This is a genomic window from Bifidobacterium biavatii DSM 23969 (assembly GCF_000741165.1).
In the GTDB taxonomy this organism is placed as follows: domain Bacteria; phylum Actinomycetota; class Actinomycetes; order Actinomycetales; family Bifidobacteriaceae; genus Bifidobacterium; species Bifidobacterium biavatii.
Genome location: NZ_JGYN01000017.1, coordinates 25,107 through 46,348, shown reverse-complemented (window position 1 = coordinate 46,348; position 21,242 = coordinate 25,107). Strand labels below are relative to the sequence as shown.

17 protein-coding genes and 1 tRNA gene are annotated in these 21,242 nt (G+C 66.2%); 11 read left to right on the top strand and 7 right to left on the bottom strand.

Translation table 11 applies throughout. From position 1 onward, the window contains the following. Positions 1-22 precede the first annotated feature (22 nt). On the bottom strand, positions 23-811 hold the full coding sequence (locus tag BBIA_RS06520) for a Fic/DOC family protein (protein WP_081892128.1): 789 nt from the start codon (positions 809-811) through the stop codon (positions 23-25). A gap of 83 nt (positions 812-894) precedes the next feature. Between BBIA_RS06520 and BBIA_RS06515 the strand changes: the two genes are divergently transcribed. The 5 genes from BBIA_RS06515 to BBIA_RS06495 all read left to right on the top strand — a co-directional run bounded on the left by BBIA_RS06515 (position 895) and on the right by BBIA_RS06495 (position 5,991). Further along, a complete protein-coding gene (locus BBIA_RS06515) occupies positions 895-3,852 on the top strand; it encodes a DNA translocase FtsK (RefSeq protein ID WP_033494799.1) in 2,958 nt (985 codons plus the stop codon). A 96-nt stretch (positions 3,853-3,948) separates the two neighbouring features. Beyond that, positions 3,949-4,027 (top strand) — tRNA-Leu (locus BBIA_RS06510). Positions 4,028-4,312: 285 nt separating this feature from the next. Next, positions 4,313-4,879: a hypothetical protein gene (locus BBIA_RS06505; protein WP_033494797.1), complete on the top strand. Its 567-nt coding sequence runs from the start codon at positions 4,313-4,315 to the stop codon at positions 4,877-4,879. 131 nt (positions 4,880-5,010) lie between these two features. Beyond that, on the top strand, positions 5,011-5,415 hold the full coding sequence (locus BBIA_RS06500; RefSeq protein ID WP_033494901.1) for an FKBP-type peptidyl-prolyl cis-trans isomerase: 405 nt from the start codon (positions 5,011-5,013) through the stop codon (positions 5,413-5,415). Between the two features lie 96 nt (positions 5,416-5,511). Continuing rightward, positions 5,512-5,991 carry a GreA/GreB family elongation factor gene (locus tag BBIA_RS06495; protein WP_033494795.1) on the top strand — a complete coding sequence of 160 codons (480 nt, stop codon included), beginning with the start codon at positions 5,512-5,514 and terminating at the stop codon, positions 5,989-5,991. A 157-nt stretch (positions 5,992-6,148) separates the two neighbouring features. Here BBIA_RS06495 and trhA read toward each other — a convergent pair whose 3' ends face one another. After that, positions 6,149-7,054: a PAQR family membrane homeostasis protein TrhA gene (gene trhA, locus BBIA_RS06490; protein WP_033494793.1), complete on the bottom strand. Its 906-nt coding sequence runs from the start codon at positions 7,052-7,054 to the stop codon at positions 6,149-6,151. Between the two features lie 157 nt (positions 7,055-7,211). Here trhA and BBIA_RS06485 point away from each other — a divergent pair, with 157 nt between their 5' ends. Next, entirely contained in the window at positions 7,212-8,699 is a 1,488-nt protein-coding gene (locus tag BBIA_RS06485) for a sensor histidine kinase (RefSeq protein ID WP_033494899.1), read from the top strand. A gap of 139 nt (positions 8,700-8,838) precedes the next feature. Here the strand turns inward: BBIA_RS06485 and BBIA_RS06480 are convergent, their stop codons facing one another. The 3 genes from BBIA_RS06480 to BBIA_RS06470 form a co-directional block, all read right to left on the bottom strand. After that, entirely contained in the window at positions 8,839-9,114 is a 276-nt protein-coding gene (locus BBIA_RS06480) for a WhiB family transcriptional regulator (protein ID WP_033494792.1), read from the bottom strand. Between the two features lie 88 nt (positions 9,115-9,202). After that, positions 9,203-11,068 carry an FtsK/SpoIIIE domain-containing protein gene (locus BBIA_RS06475; RefSeq protein ID WP_238548456.1) on the bottom strand — a complete coding sequence of 622 codons (1,866 nt, stop codon included), beginning with the start codon at positions 11,066-11,068 and terminating at the stop codon, positions 9,203-9,205. Positions 11,069-11,169: 101 nt separating this feature from the next. Next, the gene (locus tag BBIA_RS06470; RefSeq protein ID WP_033494790.1) at positions 11,170-12,621 is read right to left on the bottom strand and encodes an LCP family protein; all 1,452 of its coding nucleotides are present in this window, start codon (positions 12,619-12,621) and stop codon (positions 11,170-11,172) included. Between the two features lie 288 nt (positions 12,622-12,909). On the opposite strand from BBIA_RS06470, the gene BBIA_RS06465 reads away from it, so the two are divergent. From BBIA_RS06465 to BBIA_RS06455, 3 genes are read left to right on the top strand one after another with little or no spacing between them, the layout of a single operon-like run. Then, a complete protein-coding gene (locus tag BBIA_RS06465; protein ID WP_033494787.1) occupies positions 12,910-13,209 on the top strand; it encodes a WhiB family transcriptional regulator in 300 nt (99 codons plus the stop codon). Between the two features lie 34 nt (positions 13,210-13,243). Continuing rightward, positions 13,244-16,366, top strand: coding sequence for a glycosyltransferase family 2 protein (locus tag BBIA_RS06460; protein ID WP_033494785.1), 3,123 nt, complete (start codon positions 13,244-13,246; stop codon positions 16,364-16,366). Next, entirely contained in the window at positions 16,363-17,889 is a 1,527-nt protein-coding gene (locus BBIA_RS06455) for a DUF5719 family protein (protein WP_051923858.1), read from the top strand. The genes BBIA_RS06460 and BBIA_RS06455 overlap by 4 nt, the downstream gene beginning before the upstream one ends. Positions 17,890-17,937: 48 nt before the next feature. Here the strand turns inward: BBIA_RS06455 and BBIA_RS06450 are convergent, their stop codons facing one another. After that, entirely contained in the window at positions 17,938-18,366 is a 429-nt protein-coding gene (locus BBIA_RS06450) for a metallopeptidase family protein (RefSeq protein ID WP_033494783.1), read from the bottom strand. Positions 18,367-18,496: 130 nt separating this feature from the next. Here BBIA_RS06450 and BBIA_RS06445 point away from each other — a divergent pair, with 130 nt between their 5' ends. After that, positions 18,497-19,321, top strand: coding sequence for an HAD-IIB family hydrolase (locus BBIA_RS06445; RefSeq protein ID WP_033494893.1), 825 nt, complete (start codon positions 18,497-18,499; stop codon positions 19,319-19,321). A gap of 71 nt (positions 19,322-19,392) precedes the next feature. After that, positions 19,393-20,124: a ComF family protein gene (locus tag BBIA_RS06440; protein WP_051923857.1), complete on the top strand. Its 732-nt coding sequence runs from the start codon at positions 19,393-19,395 to the stop codon at positions 20,122-20,124. A 39-nt stretch (positions 20,125-20,163) separates the two neighbouring features. Here BBIA_RS06440 and BBIA_RS06435 read toward each other — a convergent pair whose 3' ends face one another. After that, the gene (locus BBIA_RS06435; RefSeq protein ID WP_051923856.1) at positions 20,164-21,240 is read right to left on the bottom strand and encodes a sensor histidine kinase; all 1,077 of its coding nucleotides are present in this window, start codon (positions 21,238-21,240) and stop codon (positions 20,164-20,166) included. Between the last annotated feature and the right edge of the window lie 2 nt (positions 21,241-21,242).

Sequence of the window (21,242 nt, the reverse complement as noted above, 5' to 3'; positions counted from 1 at the left end):
GCCGGCAGGGGAGCGGGGACGGTCAGTGCGCTGGACCCTGCTCCCAGCCGGCGATCAGGAACGTGCGCGTCGGATTCGCTGGGCGCACGATCGCACTGAACAGCTGCTCGAAGCCGGAGGTGTCGCCGCGGTACGCCGCATGTTTGGCTGCCTTGTACCCGTCGCGCGTCACCGGACCCCAGTCGAGGTCCCAGCCCGCGTCGTGCGCAAGCCTCGAGGCGAAGATGCGCAAGGTCATCGCGTTGCCGCCCTTGAACGGATGCAGATAGCCGAGCTCGTCGTACACATGCGCCAGCTCGCGCACGAACACGTCGCGGTCCAATGCGACCAGATTGCGCTTGTCGGCCAGCTCGGTCGCAATATTCAGCGCGCCCGTTTCGATCAGCGCGGCGGGAAAGAACGTGTCCGGGTTGCGCGCGATCGCACGGTCCGACGTGACCTCGCGCGTCGTATTGGCCGTGCGCAGCCGGCCAGCGTCGGCGAACACACCCTCGAACAGGCCGCGGTGGATCGCCTCAAGTTCGTTCAGATCGCCTTCCGCCGGCCATCCGCGTTCCACCAGCAGCACAGTACGCGCCACGATGCCGCTCGCATGGTCGGCCGCATGGTCGTCAAGGCTCCCGTCCGCCAGGCGCGCCGCTGCAAGCCCCGACGTTTCGGCGTCCGCAGCGTCGATCAGCGCGGACACGTCGATGTCGCCGCGCTCGTATCCGGCCAGGGCTCGCATCGTCGCGTCGCCCGGCCTCATCGCTTCCAACGCGCAGTTTTTCAGTGCAAATGCGACTGCGCTCGCACGTTCAGCTGGAGTCATACGGCCATCCTAGCGGATAATCCGTGCGGATGCCGGCAGGAACGGCGCGAAATGACGTGGTTTGGGTAGAATCGTGAACCGCTATGGCACGAACATCATCATCTCAGAAGAAGAACAGGGAACCCGCCGGCACGGCTCCGGAAGACGAGCCGGTTTGGAAGACGATCCTGCTGGCCGTTCCGCGAGGACTCGGCGCGGCGGTCCGGTCGGTGTCCGGCGTGGGCGAATTCGACCCCGCGTATCGGCGCGACGGACTGTGCTTCCTGATGCTGGTGCTCGCCATCTGCTTCTGCGCGTCCGAATGGTTCCGCGTCAACGGCGTGCTCGGCCGTTTCCTGCACGCGATCGCCGCCGGCCTGTTCGGCGTGATGAGCGTGATCGTGCCCGTATTGCTCGCGATCGTCGCCGTGCGGCTGATGCGCAACTCCGGCAAGGGGTCCGACAATCCGCGCGTCGTGACCGGCTGGGTGCTGCTGCTGTGGGCCGTCTGCTCGATCATCGACGTGGCCGTCGCCGCGGACACGCCCGGCTTCGACATCACGGTATTGCAGCGGGCCGGCGGCCTGCTCGGATTCGCGCTCGGCTCGCCGCTGGCATGGGGCCTGTCGAATGCGTTCGCGATTGTCGTGTTCGTCGTCGTTGCGCTGTTCTCGCTGCTGCTGATCACGCGCACGCATGTGACCGACTTGCCTGGCAACGCCCGCGCGCTCGCCGATCGGCTGCATCTGACCGATGCCCGCGCAGGCTCCGTCAAAAAGAACAGTGCGTCCGACGACGCGCAATCCCAATTCCCGAACGAAGTGCGCGTCGGCGACGGCACGCTCGCGTTCGCCGACGGCGTGCCCGCGCACGACGGTACCGACGATGACGCGGATGCCGGACGTGGCGGCAAGCCCGTACGCGAAGGCTTCTTCGCTCGCCTGTTCTCTCGCCGCCGCAAGGGCGACACGGACCATGCGCTTGACCGCTATGCCGGCGACGAGGCGTTCGACCATGCCGCCGAACGCCACGGCCAGGCCGCGGAAACGCATCTGGACGCGGGTTCGGGTGCCACTCATCCGCGCACGGTGTCCTCGAACGGGGGATATGGCATGGGCTCCGGCATGCCGGTTTCCGGCGGACTGCCGCACGCCGTACCGTCCGGGACCCCGCGTTCCGTGACGGGCATGGCATCTGCTGGCGTTCCGGGAGTAGGCGCTCCCGGCGTGGACCCGTGGGCCGGCATCGGCGTGGACGGCACGACCGTCATGCCGTCCGGCGCCGCTAATCCCGTGGTTGCACCGAGCGGCGAGCGAGTCGATCCGCATACCGGCGAACTGTTGGACGACGAACCGGCCGGTGGTGCAGCGGGATACGCCGGGGAGACTGTACCATCCGCGTCGTCCGTGCCCGACGTGTCGGCTGCCGGGCCTTCCACAATGTCCGCATCGTCGACTGGTGCTGTCGCATCCGCGGACGCGACGAACAGTGCGGCGGGGGAAATGGCCCAACCCGACCAGAACCTGCCGTACCAGCTGCCCAGTCTCGCGATTCTGACCAAGGGTCAGCCGCACGCGGCGCGCACTCCGGCCAACGATCACGTCATCGCCGCATTGACGAACACGTTCCAGCAGTTCAACGTCGACGCGAAGGTCGTTGGCTTCCTGCGAGGCCCCTCCGTCACCCAGTACGAGGTCGAGCTCGGCCCCGGCGTCAAGGTCGAGAAGGTCACCAACCTGCAGAAGAATATCGCGTACGCGGTGGCCAGTTCCGACGTGCGCATCCTCTCGCCGATCCCCGGCAAGTCCGCCATTGGCATCGAAATCCCGAACGTTGATCGCGAAATCGTGCATTTGGGCGACGTGCTGCGTTCCGACAAGGCCGTCAACGATCCGGCCCCGATGCTCACCGGCGTCGGCAAGGACGTCGAAGGCCACTTCGTGACCGCCGACCTGACCAAGATGCCGCACCTGCTGGTGGCCGGCGCGACCGGCTCCGGCAAGTCAAGCTTCATCAACTCGATGCTTACGTCGATCATCATGCGGGCCACGCCAGAACAGGTGCGCATGATCATGGTCGACCCCAAGCGCGTGGAGCTCTCCGCGTACGCGGGCATCCCGCACTTGCTCACGCCGATCATCACTGACCCGAAGAAGGCCGCGCAGGCACTCGAATGGGTCGTCAAGGAGATGGACGCGCGCTACTCCGACCTCGAATTCTTCGGGTTCCGCCACATCAAGGACTTCAACAAGGCCGTGCGCGAAGGCAAGGTGCACGCTCCCGCCGGCTCGCAGCGCAAGGTGGCCCCCTACCCGTACATCCTCGTGGTCGTCGACGAGATGGCCGACCTCATGATGGTTGCCAAAAACGACGTGGAAAGCTCCATCCAGCGCATCACGCAGCTCGCACGAGCGGCAGGCGTGCACCTCGTGCTCGCCACGCAGCGACCGTCCGTCGACGTGGTCACCGGCCTCATCAAGGCGAACATTCCGTCGCGACTCGCGTTCGCGACGTCCTCGGCCACCGATTCGCGCGTCATCCTCGACACCACCGGCGCCGAAGCGCTCATCGGCCAGGGCGACGCGCTGTTCCTGCCGATGGGCCTCGCCAAGCCGCTGCGCGTGCAGGGCTCGTGGGTGAGCGAATCCGAAATCCGCAAGGCCGTCGAATTCGTGCGCACCCAGCGCAAACCCAGCTATCGCGAGGACATCGAACAGATGGCCAAGGAAGCGGAAAAGTCCGCCGCCGAGCCGGACGAGGAGATCGGCGACGACATGGACGTGCTGCTGCAGGCCGCCGAACTGGTCGTCACCACGCAGTTCGGCTCCACGTCCATGCTCCAGCGCAAGCTGCGCGTCGGCTTCGCCAAGGCCGGCCGTCTCATGGACCTGCTCGAATCGCGCGGCGTGGTCGGCCCGTCCGAAGGCTCCAAGGCGCGTCAGGTGCTCGTCCAGCCGCAGGACCTGCCCGCCGTGCTCGCGTTCATCCGCGGCGAAACCAGCTCGCTGCAATCGTCCGGCGACGCCGGCGCAGCGCAGGGAGAATCGGGAGCGCTGGCATAACATGGCCGGCATGACATGATGACGTCGGGACGCAATGCCGTGCGCCCCTCCCGCGCGCATGGCGTACAATATAACGGTTGGCCGTTCGCGGCCGACGCCCTCGTGGCGAAATGGTATACGCAGTCGACTTAAAATCGATCGCTTCGGCTTGCGGGTTCGAGTCCCGCCGGGGGCACTTTTCGCAAAAGCTGGTATATGGCCGAAAAGCCTTACGGCAGTAGGGCTAACGTCCAATGAGTAACCCGCTTCCATCACGACTAATCATGCTGAATCATGCCCGATTCTGGTAAAAAGTGCCCAAAGAACGCCCAGGCGGTGACGGATTGCGGCAGGCGCAAGAGCGTTATTCGGTAAATTGTCGTCCCCGAGACAAGACGGAAACATTCGGTTTTCCTCATGCCTATAGACTGACCCGCGAATTGACACGCGAACGGCCGGATGCGGCCGGGGAGGGATGACTATGGCCGGTTGGTTGGATGTGAGCCGCGAGACGGAAGACGGACTGCCCACGATGCTCGTGCAGGCGGTCGTGATTGCCGTCGCGATGTGCGTGTGCGAACTGGTCAGCGCGCCCATCTACGTGACGATGTCCGGAAACGCATTCAACATCCTGCCGTGGTTCCTCGTCGCCTCGTTGTTCGCCGTCGCCTTCACCTGCACGGTCGGGTTCATTCTGTTGTGGGTCGTCGAATCGCTCACCGCACGGCACAGCCTGCCCAAGATTCTGCCGTTCGTCTACGCGCTCGCCGGGCTTATCGGCTTCGCCGCATGGGGCTACGCCGTCTATCCGGCCGTCATCGACTCGATCATCGTGCCGGTCGGCGGCACGGCGCTCGCTGCGAGTGCCAAGCTCGGCATCGGCGTCAACTGCGCGGCCGCCGGATTCGTCTCGTTCTTCTTCGGCTCGATTCTCGTCCCGCGTCTGGCCGACCGCCGCGCCACGGTGATCGCGGCCGGCGTCGCCGCGCTTGCGATCGCCGTGCTGGGCGGCGTCGTGTTCGCCATGACCATGTCGGCATTGTCCTGACCGCGCCGCTTCCGGTCTTGGCTGCGGCGTGGTTGCGTCGGCCGGCGGAACGCTTGCGCGGTGCGGCGAGGATGGGTATGCTAAGGCACATTGTGCGCGGCGATGTCGCGCGTATCGACAAGGAGGAACACATGGCAGCGAACATGCCCAAGGTCAACGCCGAATTCGGCGCCACGCCGACCATCGAATTCGAGGGCGAGGCTCCGGCCGGTCTCAAGGCCGTCGAGCTCGTCGAGGGCGACGGCCCGATCGTGCGCCGCGGCGACACGGTGACCGTCAACTATCACGGCGTGGTGTGGGGTAAGAGCGAGCCGTTCGATTCGAGCTTCGCTCGCCACCAGCCGGCCAGCTTCGGCATCGGCGTCGGCCAGGTCATCAAGGGCTGGGATCAGACCGTGCCGGGCCACAACGTCGGCTCCCGTCTGGTCGTCTCCATCCCGCCGGAGTATGGCTACGGCTCGCGTGGCGTTCCGCAGGCCGGCATCGGCGGCGGTGACACGCTCGTGTTCGTCATCGACATCATCTCCACTCGCTGAGCGACGGGACGTTCCCGTCCAGCAAGCGGACGCGCCGGCGCAAGTCGGCGCTTTTTTCGTACACTGACCAACAGACCCAACCAAGGGAGGAACATCATGGGTGAAGAAAAGGCCGTCCCGCTCACGCAGGATGCGTACGACAAGCTGAAGGACGAACTCGCCTACCGCGAGGGCCAGTACCGCGACGAGATCACCAAGCGCATCGCCGCTGCCCGCGCCGAGGGCGATCTGTCCGAGAACGGCGGTTATCAGGCCGCGCGCGAGGAGCAGAGCAAGAACGAGGGCCGCATCAACGAGCTCATCGTCAAGCTGCGCAACGCGGTCATCGTCGAGGCCCCGAAGGCCGGCACGGTCGGCAACGGCTCGCTGGTGACCATCGAACTGGCCGGCAACGAGATGACGTACGTGCTCGGCGCGCGCGACATGGCGTCCGTCACCAAGTACGACGTGCTGAGCGAGGATTCGCCGATCGGCAAGGCCATCATGGGCGCCAAGCAGGGCGACACGGTCAGCTATCAGGCTCCGAATGGCCGCACGATCAGCGTGACCATCAAGGAGGCCAAGCCGGTCGAGTGACGCGGCTCCCGCGGCTGGTTCCGGCTGCGTGGCATTCCGTTGCGGCATCCGGTCATCGATGCGTGAAGGGGCTTCCCGCCCGAGTTTCCGTGCGGGAAGCCCCTTCACGCATTTGTCGGCGCCGTGATTCATGCCCGGTCGTCGTGCCGACGGGCCGCTAGTGCCAGAGCGAGACGATCACCATGTAGATCGCGACCATGTGGCACGCATATCCGGCGACGGTGCCGGTGTGGAAGATCTCGTGGAAGCCGAACACGCGCGGCCACGGGTCGGGCTTGCGCAGCCCGTACACGATTGCGCCGGCGATGTAGCATGCGCCGCCGGCGCCGAGCAGGATCACGACGGTCGGTCCTGCGTACGGGGATGTCCAGAACAGGCTCATGAACGCGACGCCGGACACGCCGAAGATGATGTAGACGATTACGTACAGCCAGCGGGGCGCGCCGATCCAGATCACGTGGATGACGAGCGCGACCAGCGTGCACGCCCACATGCCGGCGATGATCGCGTCGCGCCAGTGTGGCGTGAGCGCGAATGAGACGGGTGTGTACGTGCCGGCGATGAGCAGGAAGATGTTCATGTGGTCGATGCGGCGCAGCACGTCGGTGACGCGCGGCGACCAGTCGCCCAGATGATAGGCGGCCGAGTTGCCGAACAGGACCAGCGAGCAGGTCATGAACACGGCGCACGCCCATTTGAGTCCGGCTCCCTGCGCCAGGCAGATCAGCACGATGCCGGCGGCGAGCGCGAGCGGCGTGGCGACGGCGTGGATCCAGCCGCGCAGCAGCGGCTTGGGGCGGCCGTGCACGTCGAGCCGGATCTTGCGTTCGACCTCGGCGGGGGAGATGCCTTCGAGTCGGGCCGCTCGAGTCTCCGCCTTGGCGATGACCGACAGGGCTTTTTCCTCGCCGTGCCGGCGGATGCGTTCGGCCTTGGCCTGCGCCTTGACGCGCACAGCGTCCGCCTTGGCCTGCAGTGCCGCCTCGCGCGCCTTGGTCGCGGCGTCGCGTGCCGCCTGTATGGCCGCGCGCTTGCGCGCGACCTCTTCTTCGGAGACTGCCATCGTTCCTCCCATCGACGATTGCTGTCGATATCGGCGATCGGCGCAGGCGATAACCTACGCTACCGTAACCTACGATAACGTAACCGCCGTGATTGTCAAGACCACGTCCGGCGCGGGTATGTCCATATGGCACGCACGGTTGCGTATGATGGTTGGCATGGCAGATTTCACACAAGTACTCGCTACACGACCCGATTTCGATGCCGAAGACCGCGAATGGCTGCACCATCTGGTGGGCGACTGGCAGGTCATCGCGGACCTGAGCTTCGCCGACCTGCTGCTCATCGTACAGGACGGCGACGGACACTACGTGGTGGCCGAGCAGTGCCGTCCGTCCACCGTTTCCACGTTGCGCACCGAGGACGTGGTCGGCGATCGCGCCCCCGAAGACATGATCGGCGAACTCGACGCGGCGATGAGCTCCGAGGTGGTGTTCCGCTCCACCGTGCTGCGCAACGTCGGCAAGTCCACCGTGTGTAACGTGTACGCGCCGGTGCGCCACAACGGCAAAACGCTCGGGCTGGTGGTGCGCGAGACCAACATGGCCACGCGCGAATCCAACGGCCGCAATGAGTCCGAAAGCATTAACGCGGGCAAGCAATTGTACGAGATGATCCCGCGCGGCCAGTTCCCCTACACTGATTCGGTGATGAGCCAGCGTCACATCGCGCGCGTCTCCGACGGCTTCATCGTGCTCGCCGAGGACGGCATGGTCCGCTACGCCTCGCCCAATGCGATCAGCTGCTTCCGCCGTCTCGGGTCGCTCGTCACCATGCAGGGCAAGCTGCTGAGCGAAGTTGGCACGCAGCTACTGCACGAGAACGACCCGCTGCCCGAGTCTCTGCCGCTGGTGCTGAGCGGCAAGGCGGCCGTTGATTCCGAACTCAACGCGAACCGTTCTGCCGTCTCCATGCGCTCCATGCCGCTGTACGGCACGAACGGCCGTACCGGCGCGATCATCCTGTGCCGCGACGTGACCGAGTTGCGCCGCCGCGAGGAGGAGCTGCAGACCAAGGACGCGACGATCTCCGAAATCCACCATCGCGTTAAGAACAATCTGCAGGCCGTTTCCGCGCTGCTGCGCCTGCAGGCGCGCAAGACCAAGTCCGAGGAGGTCAAGAAGGAACTCGAGGAGGCGCAGCGCCGCGTGCAGACCATCGCGATGGTGCACGAGGGTCTGAGCCAGACCGCCGACGAGATCGTCGACTTCGATAAGGTGATCTCTAACCTGCTCAAGATGAGCGTGGATCTGGCCACGATGCGCGACCAGCATATCAGTATCGAATACGTCGGCCAGTTCGGCATGATGCCTGCGCAGGACGCCACGCCGCTGTCCCTCGTGCTCACCGAGCTGATCACCAATGCGGTTGAACACGGTTTCGAGGGCCGCAAGGAGGGGCATATCGTCATTTCCGTGGGTCGTTCCGGGGCGAACCTCAACGTGGTGGTCGAAGACGATGGTTCCGGTCTCGACCACGAGGAGAAGAACGGCATGGCCCGTTCGAGCGGTTCCGGCCTTGGCACGCAGATCATCAACACGTTCGTGACCAATGACTTCGGCGGCAGCGTGCACTGGGAGCCGCGCCGCGAGGGCGGCACGCGAGTGGTGCTCGACATGAAGCTGCGCGCGGCCCAGGAGGAGTAGCTCGCGACGGCGTATGCGAATACGAGAAGTGGCCCATGGGCAGGAATCCCATGGGCCACTTCTCGTATATGACGCTATATCCGCTATATCCGTCCGCCGCCGGTCCGATTGTCCGGATGCAGTCGCATCCGGACGGGGGTCAGATCTGCTGCAGCGCCTGGGAACGGCGGGCGCGCATCGCGCGACGCTTGAGCGCACGGCGCTCATCCTCGCTCAGACCGCCCCACACGCCGTAGTCCTGGTTGGTGTCCAACGCGCACTTCAGGCACGCATCAATGACCTTGCAGGTGCGGCAGACGGCCTTGGCCTCTTCAATCTGCTGATATGCCGCTCCGGTGTTGCCGACCGGGAAGAACAGTTCCGGATCCTTGTCGCGGCACGCGGCCTTGGCACGCCAGTCAAAAGCACTGCTCATCGTATCGCCTTCCTCATTCCACAGGACTCATGTCTTGTAACCACTACACAGATAACCACGAAACCACCGACTTTTCAAGAGGTTACGCTTACGGAATTGCCGGCGCGCCCGCCCGAAAGCATTGCACCGGCATCGCGCGCCCCTTGTCAACCAGCACGGCGCGGCCCGGCGTGTCCAAATCCTCGTGCGTGAAGCGGGCCAGCAGATCCGGTGGAATGCCGCTTGTCAGATCCGTCGGCCGGTCCCCGGTGGGGAAGATGACGCGCGTTGTGCAATGCTCCGGCACGCGCACGTGACGCATGGTGCGGGCCGCGAAGATCACCGTGACTGTGGGATCGTGCAGCGCCGCCCGGAATTCCGTGCACAGCGGATCGTCGCCCAGCGGGTCAAGCAGCGGGTCCGCGTCGTCGGCAAGCCATACCATGCGCGGGTGCGGCGGAGGGGGCGCGCCCGGTGCAGCCGTGCCGAATTCGCCGGCAGGGTGTGCGTGCGACGCTCCGCGCACGATGGACGATGCCGTGCCGCGCGCGGAACGTCGGCTGGTGCGCAGTTGGACGGTCGGCATGTCGCGCAGCATTGATGCGACCACCGACAGCACGGTCGACTTGCCGCGGCCGTGCTGTCCGATGATCGCGACATTGCCCGACATGACGGGCAGCATGGCCGTGCCTAGCCGCACACCGTTGTCGGACACGGCGAACGGCACCGCGTCCGACGCGGCCGTGACAGTACGGGACGCCGTTTCGGCGTCGGCGACGCGAGGCAATGGCGCGCTGAACAGCGGTTCCGCCGACGGCAGCTCGCAGAAACGCTGGGCGGACAGCACCGCGTCGACCGCCGCGTCGATGTCGCGCGCCTCGCAGCAACGCAGCGCCTCGATCGACTCGCCATCCGCGCAGTAGGCCGCGCCGGGCAGCGACGGGCTGATGGCCGCGGCGCGGGACGAACCGAGCAGCTCCCTTGACTGCATCGGGTCGCGCACGCGCAGGCAGATATTGACCGCAATGTTCGCCTTCATGTCCGCGCCGACCTGACCTTGCGGATTCTGCGTGCAGGCGATCAGATGCATGCCGAGCGACCGCCCGAGCGCTGCGATGCGCACCAGACGGTCGACGTAATCGGGCAGCTGACTGCGTAACGCGTGGAATTCGTCGACCACGATCATGAGCCGGGGAGGCGGCTCGGCCATGCGGTTCACGTCCGCCACATGTTGGTCGGCCACCAGTCGTTCGCGCCGGCGAAGCTCGCCCTCGATCGCCTCCAATGCGCGCGTGGCGTGCGCCAGGTCAAGATCGCACACGTTACCGGCCACATGGGGCATGCGCGCCAACGCGCCGAACGCGGAACCGCCCTTGAAGTCAAGGAAGACGAAATGCAGCCGATCCGGCGGATTGCGGCATGCCAACGACAGGCACCACGTCTGCAGCAGCACCGATTTGCCCGAACCGGTCGTGCCGGCAACCAGCGCGTGCGGTCCCTGCCGGGCCAGATCGAGCCGGAACGGGCCGTCCTGCCCCATGCCAAGTGTCGCTTCCATGCAGGGCGGTTCCAGCCACCGGCGCACCACGTAACGCCACGGCAGCGGCTCGTCGCGAGGATTCGGCAGCGCGAGCGACTCCCACGACCGCGGTTCGATGGACGCGAACACGGCGCGAGGATCATCCTCGGCGCATTCGGCAGCGGACGGCGTGCCATCGCCGGTAGCGGAATGACCCGGTTCGGCCGCTTTTCCCCGCCGCTCGCCGGACAGGCGGGCTAGGGCGAGCAGTGCGGACGCGCCGCATCCGATCAGTCCGGGCACCACCATCATCGCGAACATCCACCGGCGTTCGACCAGCATGACGACGAGCATGACCAGCTGCGCGCCGATCGGAGCAACCGCCGTGACGGCGGACAGCACGCGTGTGCCGTCGCGGCCGCCATGCCGTCGCCGAGTGTTCGTCGTGTCGTTCATATGCCGAGTCTGCCGGGCTCCGCCGGCGAGCGCAAGCCAGAACGGGGTCTGTGGTCGAAAGGTCGGCTTCGGCGTGTCGCATGTGCGGCACGGCAGCGCGGTCAGCCGGCGGATTCCGCCAGCGTGCCCACGGTGCCGCTTTTGTGCGTGCCCGCCGCTAGCTGCGAGAACAGTTCCGTGTTTGCGGAGTCGTCGAGCAGTACGCTCGAACCGACGCCGTCCACGTAATAGTCGGGATCAGACCAGTACACGCTGCCGTTCACGCCGTTGCTGCCGGTGGCGGATCGGAATGCGAGCGCCATTGCGGCCAGCGTATACGGGTTCGTGTTTTCGTCCACAGTGATCGAGCCCAGTGCGGCGGAGGCCAGTTTGGCGAGTTTGGCCGGATTGGCGAGCGTGGAGGCTCCCATCGCTTTCTTCATGACTGCGGCGATGACCTGCCGCTGGCGGGCCGCACGGCCGAAGTCGCCCTGCGGATCGGCGTAGCGCATGCGCGAGAACGCGAGTGCGGTGGTGCCGTCCGCCTGATGGCAGCCGGACTTCCATTCCAGGCCGGAATAGGCGTCGCTAACGTCCTGGTCGTAGCACAGTTTGACGCCGCCGATCGCATCGACCACGTTTTTCAGGCCGCCGAATTGGATTTCGGCCACATGGTCGATCTTCTGCCCGGTGATTTGTTCGATCTCGCCGACCAGCGCCTTGTTGCCGTACGCCTGGTCGACCGAATTGATCTTCATGTATTGGCCGTCCACTTCGACCAGCGAATCGCGCGGGATGGAGATGAGCGAGCTCGGGCCGCTTTTCGGTTTGGTGAGCACGAGGATTGTGTCGGTGCGGAAGCCTTCGATCGTCGAATCGTCCGAACCGTTCACGCCGGCCGTGCCGTCGCGTTTGTCCGAGCCGATCAGCAGCCAGCTGGTGGCTCCCGACGTGTCCTGTTTGCTGGTCAGCCAGGTCGTCCGGTCGAGGTTGCCGTCGACCCAGTTCCACATGCCGAATACGGCGAGGACGAGCAGCACGACAAGCGTGGCGAGTACTCCGAACATGATGTGTGCGGGATGATGCCTGCGTCGGCGGACGCGTGTGCCGCCCGCATTGCCGTGCGTCGTCGGCATCGTTCCGTTCGCCGTGGCGTTCATGCCCGGGTTCGTTGCCGCGCCGCCGCGGCGTGCGGCGTGACGTTCGTGTCCGACGTCGCGATGATGCGTCGGCATGCCCTGCGGCCGCAGTTCGGTTGCCGGAGCGGCCGGGCGGGCGACGTTGCCCGACGAGCCGGTTGACCTGCGGACGGACCGTGGCGCGACGGGCGCAAAGCTCTGCGGCTGCGACGATGATGCGGAAGACGCCGGGAACGTGGCGTGGGAGGTTTCGCCCGATAGTCCCTGTGCGCGCTGCGATCGTTTGGCGGCGGCGGGGGAGAAGGACGGCGGCTCGGACGGATCCGATTGCGGCCGTCGGGCTTCTCCGGTCGTACGCGTCGAGCGTTTGCGGGATCCGGAGGGTATGAAGCTGGGCGGGGTCGCCGAGTCCATGCCTTCGTTGCCGTCAGCCATATCCTGTGTTCCTCCATAGCCGGTTGTGTTCTCATGTCACTTTGGCACAGCGTGCGCGAAACCGCGGCCGAACGTCGCCATACCTGCGCAGGAACGGCACATAACGGCGGATCGCATGGGGCGGGGCCGTCGTAATCCCGCGGGACAAGACGACCGGTCTATCATACCCGTTCCGAAAACGCGGTATTGACACGGCAGTGACTTGACAAACGCCGGATGGCGTGTGTGTAATTTAACAGCCGACCGCACGGCCGGCGCACAAGAAAACCATCGGCAAGGAGGAGACGCATGTGGGGTGTCGTCGAGGATTCCTCCGATGAACCGTTCGCTGAGCTATGGGGACTGTTTTCCCCGGGCGAAGACCTGTCATGGCAGCACAAGGCATTGTGCTCGCAAACCGATCCGGAGGCGTTCTTCCCGGAGAAGGGCGGTTCCACCCGCGATGCCAAGCGCGTGTGCGCTGGCTGCGAAGTGCGGGAGCAGTGCCTCAAATGGGCGCTCGACCATGATGAGCGCTTCGGCATTTGGGGCGGCATGAGCGAACGCGAACGCCGACGCTACAAGAAAGAGCACAAGGAGCAGGCGTGACGCCTTGCAAGGGCGCGCGCGTACACTGGAGAACATGAATTCCACGGGCAGCAGCGAAATCGAGCAGGCCATCGCCGCCGCATTGGCGGATCGTCCCTATTCCCACCGTCAGGACGTCGACCATTCGGTGGCCGCGGCGATCACCGTCGAGGACGATCTGCGATTCTTCCCGGAAACGTTCCGCGCCGTGCTGGCCCAGAGCGTATTGCCCGGCATGATCGTCGTCATCGACTGCGACGGTGCCGGACAGCCGGCAAAGACGGCGAGCTTTGACGTGATCCCCTCGCCTTCTGGTCCCGTTTCGAGCGTGCCCGATGCGAAAACCGTGGAAATACGGCTGGTGCGCGTCACCGGTGCCGTCTCGTTCGCCGACGCCGTGTCAAAGGGCATGTCCGCCGCACGGCTGCCCGACGGCATCCACGCATGGTGGACGCTGCACGACGATTCGCGCCCGGCGGACGAGGATTGCTTGGCGCACCTGCTCGACGCATGGCGCAACAATTCTTCCGCAAGTCTGCTGGGTGCCAAGCAGCTTGACTGGCAGGCCCGCGATTTGCATGACGTCGGCCGATACGCCGGCCATCATCGCGTCGAATCGCTGGTCGTCGACGGCGAGGAGGACCAGGAGCAGTACGATTCGCGACAGGACGTGTTCGCCGTCTCCCTGGCGGGCGCGCTGCTGCCGGTGCGCACGCTCGCCGAACAGGAGGGCGTCAATCCGTGGTTCTCCACCTTCGGCGAATCCAATGATTTTTGCCGGCGCGTCTGCCTTGACGGCGGCAGGGTGGTGGTCGTGTCCGCGGCGCGCATCGCCCATCGGCGCGCGCGATTCGAAGGCATTCGCACCCGCGGCGGGGAGCCGGTCGAGGACGGCCGCAACCCGTCGATGGCGGTGATGCGCGCGGAGCAGAAGTACCTGTATACGGATATGCCGGTCGCCATGTGGCCGCTGATCTGGGTGTTCCGTCTCGTGCGCGCGTTTGTCATGGCGGTCCGTCAGCTGGTGTCCAAACGCCCCTACGAGGCGGGATGCGAACTGTGCCTGCCGTGGCTTGGCCTGATTGGCCTGCCGCGCGCGCTGGCCGCGCGTTCCCTTGTGGCCCGGCACAGCAGGGTGCCGCTGAGCCGTCTGGGCGCGCTGAGCGTGAACCGACAGCAGCTCGCCCAGTGGCGCGATCGGGCGCAGGCGCTTGAAGACCAGCGCCACACGATTCTGCTCAGCCCTCTCGCCAAGGCGCATCTTCGTCGCCGCCGCATCCGGCGTTGGGGTTTGGCGCTCGCGATGGCGCTCGTCGCGCTGATCGCGGTTGCGGTAACCTACCGCCATGCGCTGGTTCCCGCGTTCTCCGGAGGATCGCTGTACGCGGACGGATTGCTGCCCACCGCGGCCACGATGCGGCAGCTCGCGCAGTCGGCCACCACCCCGTGGGTGTTCGGATCCGGCACAGGCATTCCGGCGCCTCCCACCCCGTGGCTGCTGGTGTGGCTGCTCGCCTCCGTGTGCACGGTGGGGCATCCCGCGTTGGCTCTGTCGATGATGTTCTTCTTCTCGGCTCCGCTGATGGCACTCTCGTTCTGGGCGCTGGCGGGCGTGTTCACCCGCTCGGACGCGGTGCGCGTCGTCTCCGGCCTGCTGTGGACGGCGCTGGCTATGGCCATGGGCCTGTTCGACGCGGCCAATCTGCCGATGCTCACCGTCATGGTGTTCCTGCCCGCCGCGTTCGCGTTCGCGTTCCGCGCGGTGGCCATGTATCGCACCGAAGACCAGATCCGCGTCCACCAGTCGGTCCAGTCCGCGGCCCTCGCCTCCCTGTGCTTCATTCCCGTGGTTGCCGCCGAACCGCAGCTGCTGCTGCCGTTGGTCGTGATCTTCCTGCTGTTCCTGATCCTGGTGCGGCGCCACCGGCTGATGCTGCTGCTCATGCCCGTGCCCGCCGCATTTGTGGTGGCCCCCACGTTGGCGAATTCGGTCCGCTACGCCTCCGAAGGCGCATGGCGACAGCTGTTCGGCGACGCGATGGTGCCGTCCGCCGCGGCCAACGGGACTCCCGCATCCGTTGACCTGCAGGGCGTCGTCGCGCGTGCGTTCGGCTTGGAATCGGGGTTCGGTTTGCACACGCTGCTCGGTGTGGATCCTGCCTCGATCGTCGTCGCGGCCGTGCTCGCGGTGCTGTTCGTGCTTGCCGTGGGCGCCCTGTTCGCTCCGATGGCGTTGCGGTTCTCGCTGATGATGTGGTCCGTGGCGACATGCGGTGGCCTGCTGTCGCTGGCATGTGCCCGCATCGTCGTCGCTACCGGCGAGGACGGTGACGTCGCCGCCTCCGTACAGCCTGGTTTCGCGCTCATGTTGCTTGGATTCATGTCGTGTGCCTGCCTTGTGTCCGGCGCCGCGGTCAAGCGATTCGTGCCGTTGCGCACCAGCGCCGCGGGGGATGCGGCCCGTGGCCGGTCGTCGTCGCGCAGCATCGCGCGTACCGCCGTCGTTCACGCGGCGCGCCTGATGCTCGTCGTCGTCCTTTCCGCCGGACTGGCCGCCGCCTCGTGGATGGGACTGCTGCGCAACGATCACAGCGGCGTCGGCGTTTCCTCGTCCGGGCTGCCGATGGTCGCCTCCGACTATCTGCGGCAGGGCGACGATCACCGTATTCTCGCATTGCGCGCAGTGTCGAACAACAGCGTCGAATATGCCGTCATGCGCACCGCGCGCGGTGACCTGATCGACAGTTCGCCCGCGCAGCGCGTCCGTGCCGCATTCGCGGATACCGACCAGGCCGACGCGATCATCGCCGAATCCGCGGCCAAGCTCATGGCCGGCAGCGACGCCGACGCGATCGCCGCGATCAGCCGTCTCGGCTTCGGTGGCGTGTTCGTCTCGTCCGGCAATACGGACGGAGCGGACGAGGCCGCGCAACGGCTGGCGAGCAACATCACCGCGTCCGAAGGTACGCAGTCGGTGGTGGCCGCGGACAACGGCACGTATTATCGTCTGACCATCAACAGTGCCGACAGCCAGAACATCGACACGTCGTGGCAGCTGCGCACCCAGGCCAGCCGATGGCGCTACATGTGGCTGTGGATCATGGGTGCGATTGTGGCCGTGTACTGTCTGGTCGCGCTGCCGCACCGTACATACCGCTACCGTGAGGAGGAGTCATGACGAAGCAACGGACCGTCCGCCGACACGCCGCGCGCAGGGGGCTGGGCGTCGCGTTCGGCACGCTCGCCATGCTCGTCGTTGTCTCGCTGTTCGCCGCGATGACGATCATCCGCCCCCTGCCCGGACTGGCGGACGGCACCGGTGCGAACGGCGGATCGTCGTCGCAGACCGTCAGTCAATTGCAGTTGCAGTCGTATTGCCCGGCGCGGATGAGCCTGGCCGACAACGGCACGTACGGCGACAGCGCCTATCAGGCGACGGCCGGGGACATCGCGTCTTCGGCGCGGTACGCGGCATTCGGATCGGTGTATCGCGCCTCGATCGGTACGTTGGCCGACAGCGGCTCCGGCACCGCGCTCAAAGGCTCCTCTAAGGACGAAACCGTGCTGGCCGGCGAGGGGAACGTCGACGATATGTCTACGCTGCTCTCGACAAGACTGCTCGAGTCGAAAACCGGCACCGGCGCCGCGGCGTCCGTCGCCTCGTGGGCTACGAAGGGCGATCTGCGCGGCGTGTCTGCGGCGTCCTGCGTCACCCCGGCGCTGAGCCACGGTTTTCTGCTGCCGTCCACCGGCACCGGCACCACGCAGCAGCTGGTGCTCGCCAATCCGTCGGCCAAGTCGACCACCGTACAGGTGCGGGCGTGGGGGACCGACGGCAAACTGAGCCTGTCCACTGCGGAAAGTGTCACCATCAAGGCCAAGGGCGAGACGGTCACCGACCTGTCCGCGGCGGCCGGAGGCCAGGATGCCCTGTACGTGACGGTGTCCAGCGAGCAGACCCCGGTCGCGGCCGTGGTGCGCGTCGTGTCGATCGACGGTCTGACACCGCAGGGATCCGACTATGCCGTGCCGGCGAACGCCGCTCGCGCCACGTCGGTCATGCCCGGCATCGAAGCGGGGGAGCATGTGCACGTGATCGCATACAGCGGCCACGATGCGTCGGTGAACCTGTCGTGGATCACCGAACACGGGCTGTCCACGATCGGCAAGCAGGAGCTGCAAGGCGGACGGACGGCCATGTTCGACCTGGATGCCGCGCCCAAGGACGCGCTCGGCGTGCTCGCGACGGCCGATACCCGCATCATGATCGCGGCGCAGACGGCCAAGGCGGCCGGTGACGGCCAGGCCGATTTCGCGCTCATCCGCAGTGAGGCCGCCGACAAATCATCGGCCATCGCCGTTCCCGGAGACATGACGGCGACGCTCACCGTCGCGAACCCGACCACGTCGGCGGCCGCGGGCACGCTGCGCGCGTACGACGCGAACGGCTCCCTCGTCGGCGAGCGGTCCATCGAACTGCAAGCCGACTCGGCGCAGGCCGTCACCATGTCGGATATCGGCAAGACTGCGGCGATTATTCGCCTCGATGTGACCGACGGCGACCTCGCATGGGGCGCACGGCTCGCATCGGCCGCCGTCGACAAGGCGAAGGCGGCCGGCGTCGCCTATCTGTCAGCGTCCCCGCTCGCCGAGCTTACCGAGCGGATTTGGGCCAACCAGAACCCGACCGTGGTGCGCTGACGCCGATCACGCCGCCATGGGTCGGGATTGCCCCGAGCGCAGATCCTGTCACAGACCCCAATCCGGGTCGATTTCCTCCGGGCGACGGCCGAACAACTCGGCAAGGCGGGACACCACCTCATCGCGGATGATCAGCTGCATGTCCACGCGGCCGCGCGCCACGGCCTGAATCGGCATGCGATACAACACGATCCTCGCAGGCACGCCGTGCGAGGCGGGAAAACACTGCGAGTTGAAATTCGGTTCCGGCTCCCACGGCGCCGGCTGCGACGGCGGCACGTCCTCCACCGCGAACTGCACGGATTTGACCATCTGCGGCCAAGCCCCGTTCAAACGGCGGATCTGCGCGGCCACCATATCGTCAAACATGCCGCTTTTCGTCCGGTATCGGGGCAGTCGGGTGCCGAACATTGGCGTGCGCGTGCCGCGTCCGTGACGGTTGCGGTACACGCGGGCGTTCCAGGGAGCTTCAATCATGCACTCCACCATAGGCCAAGGCGGCGGCATCGCGGGTCGCGAACCGCGGCGTGAGCTACGATACTGTCATTGGAACCGGCAGACACGGATCTGGCATGAACGGGCGTGAACGGAAAGGCGGACGAGCATGATGGGGATACGCGCATGGACTGACGCCGACCACGCGTCGATGTGCCGTCGAATGAAAGCGATCGCGTTCGACCTCGACAACACGCTGGCTTCGTCCAGACAACCCATGAAACCGGACATGGCCGCCCGGTTCACCGAGCTCACGAGGCTGCTGCCCGTCGCCGTCGTCACCGGCGGACGATACGGCCTCGTCGTCAGCCAGATACTCGACGTGCTGGGTGCAGACGCCGACCTGAACAATCTGCACCTGATGCCTACCAGCGGCACGCGGTACTACCGTTGGCGGGACGGGTTATGGCATCTCAAATACGCCCACGACCTGAGCGACGGCGACTTCGCCGCCGCGGTCACTTCGCTCGAACGCCGCGCGCGCGAACTCGGCCTGTGGGAGGAACACGTGTGGGGGGAGCGCATCGAAAACCGCGGCAGCCAGATCACCTTTTCCGCGCTCGGACAGGGCGCGCCGGAGGCCGCCAAGCGCGCGTGGGATCCAGACGACAGCCGCAAGCGACGGCTTGCCGACGCCGTCGCGGCCGATCTGCCGCAGCTTAAGGTGCGGCCTGGCGGCTATACGAGCATCGATATCTCCCTGCCCGGCATGGACAAGTCGTACGCGGTGCGTCGTCTTGCCGAATCGCTCGGCGTGGCCCCGCCTGACATCGTATTCGTCGGCGACCGCATGGCGCCGGGCGGCAACGACTATCCCGCCGCGCAAGCCGGTGCCGAGGCGATCAGCGTGACCGGCCCGGCCGATACGGTTCGTTTTCTGGACAGGCTGCTGCCGTGCCTGCGCGAACGGTCGGCCGCAGGCATGACGGATGATTGACGGACGTGACCGATATGCGACGAGCACATCATCATGACCGCAACGGACGGCATCGAGCGGAAGACGGCGGCATGCGCGGGCTGATGGCCTCCGTATATGGCAGTGCGCTCGGCGTGCTGTTGCCGCGCGGCTGTGCGGGGTGCGACCGGCCGGACGATGTCCTGTGTGATGATTGCTGCATCCTGTTCGGCCGTACGCTCGCTCGCCCCGTACCCGGTACGACAACCGGATTGTGCTACGGCTGTGGTGAATACGAAGGCGCGGTCAGACGCGCGATTCTGTCGTGGAAGGACCACGGCGACGAGGAATGCGACGGGCGGTTCGCTGGGTTGTTCGCCGATCTGGCATGCCGCGGCGACGTGGCCCGGCCGGGGGAGCGCGTCGCGCTGGTGCCGGCCCCATCCTCTGCTGCATCAATGCGGACGCGCGGACGCTGGCATATGCGCGATCTGGCGGCGCGCACGGCCCGTCTGCTGTCCGCCCGGGGCATCGACGCGACATGCCTGCCAGTGCTCCGTTCCGCGCGATTGTCGTCAAAATCGGTGGAAACCACGAGCGCAGCCCAGCGCGCGGAACGCATTCGCAACAGCATCGTGGTCGTTGACGCCATGGCATGCAGACGACGAGAGCTGATCATCATCGACGACATTATGACCACCGGCTCGACGCTGCGCCGGTGCGTTGCCGAACTCAATGACGCGGGCGGCACCGTGCGCGCCGCCCTGACGCTCGGCCATGTACCGGAACGGGCGGCGAGCAGGCTGGACGGCAATGCCGAAAACCTGCTCGCCGCCCGCGAATGACGGTCGATCGGATGCGCCGGGTGCGAAGACGTCCCGTGATCAGGAACGAGCCGGTTTCGTCTCGTGACGTTTGGGCAGTCGGATTTCGAAGTCCGCGCCGCGCCTGTCGTCCACGACGCGCACCGTGCCGCCATGCAGCTGGGCCGCCCACCGGGCGATGGACAGGCCAAGGCCGGTGCCGCCCGACTCCGTGCCCGGTCCGGTCTTGCCCTTGACGAAACGGCGGAAGATGACCGCGCGCTCCGCTTCCGGAATCTGCGAGCCGAAATTGACCACGTTCGTCACGACCATGCCGTCCGTGTCGTCCTCGTGCGCCTCGACGAGCACGGTGGTGCCGTCCGCCGAATGTTTGAGCGCGTTGGCGATGATGTTGGTGAACAGCTGCCGCAGACGGTCCTGGTCGCCCTCCATGCGGATGGTGTCGTCCACGCGCAGCAGGATCTCGTGCGCGTGGCCCGCGTCCGCGATCTCCAAGGGTTCGATCGTTTCGTCCAGAAAGTCGCGGAAATCGAATTCCTCGATGTTGAGGCTGGCCGCGCCGGCCTCCATGCGCGACAGGTCGAGCAGGAACGCGATCAGGTCGCTCAGCCGGTGCGTCTGGTTGAGCAGGCCTTCCAGATTGGCGGGTGTGGGCTCGACCACGCCGTCGGCCATGTTCTCGACCATCGCCTGCAAGGCGGAGACCGGCGTGCGCAATTCGTGGCTCACGTTGGCGATCATGTCGAGACGCATCTGGTCGGCGTGCTGCAGCTCCTCGGCCATGTCGTTGAACGCGCGCGTCAGCTGGCCGATCTCGTCGTTGCTGTCGGTGCCCATGTGCACGCGCACCGTGTAGTCGCCGTCGGCCATCGCATTCGCCGCGTCGCGCAGCTGACGCAGGGGAGCGGTCAGCCCGTGCGAGAACAGGTAGGTGATGCCGAGCGCGACGATCAGGGTGAGCGGCATGGCCATCCATCCGCTCCAACCGATCTTCTGCAGAATCCACGCCATCACGAACACGATGAGCGTCGCGATGACGATAAGCACGCTCAATTCGACCTTGAGCGAGGAGAAGAAACCGATCGGGCGCACCACCTTGCGGCGTGCGCCCGACGGACGATTCGACTTTGCAGTCATCG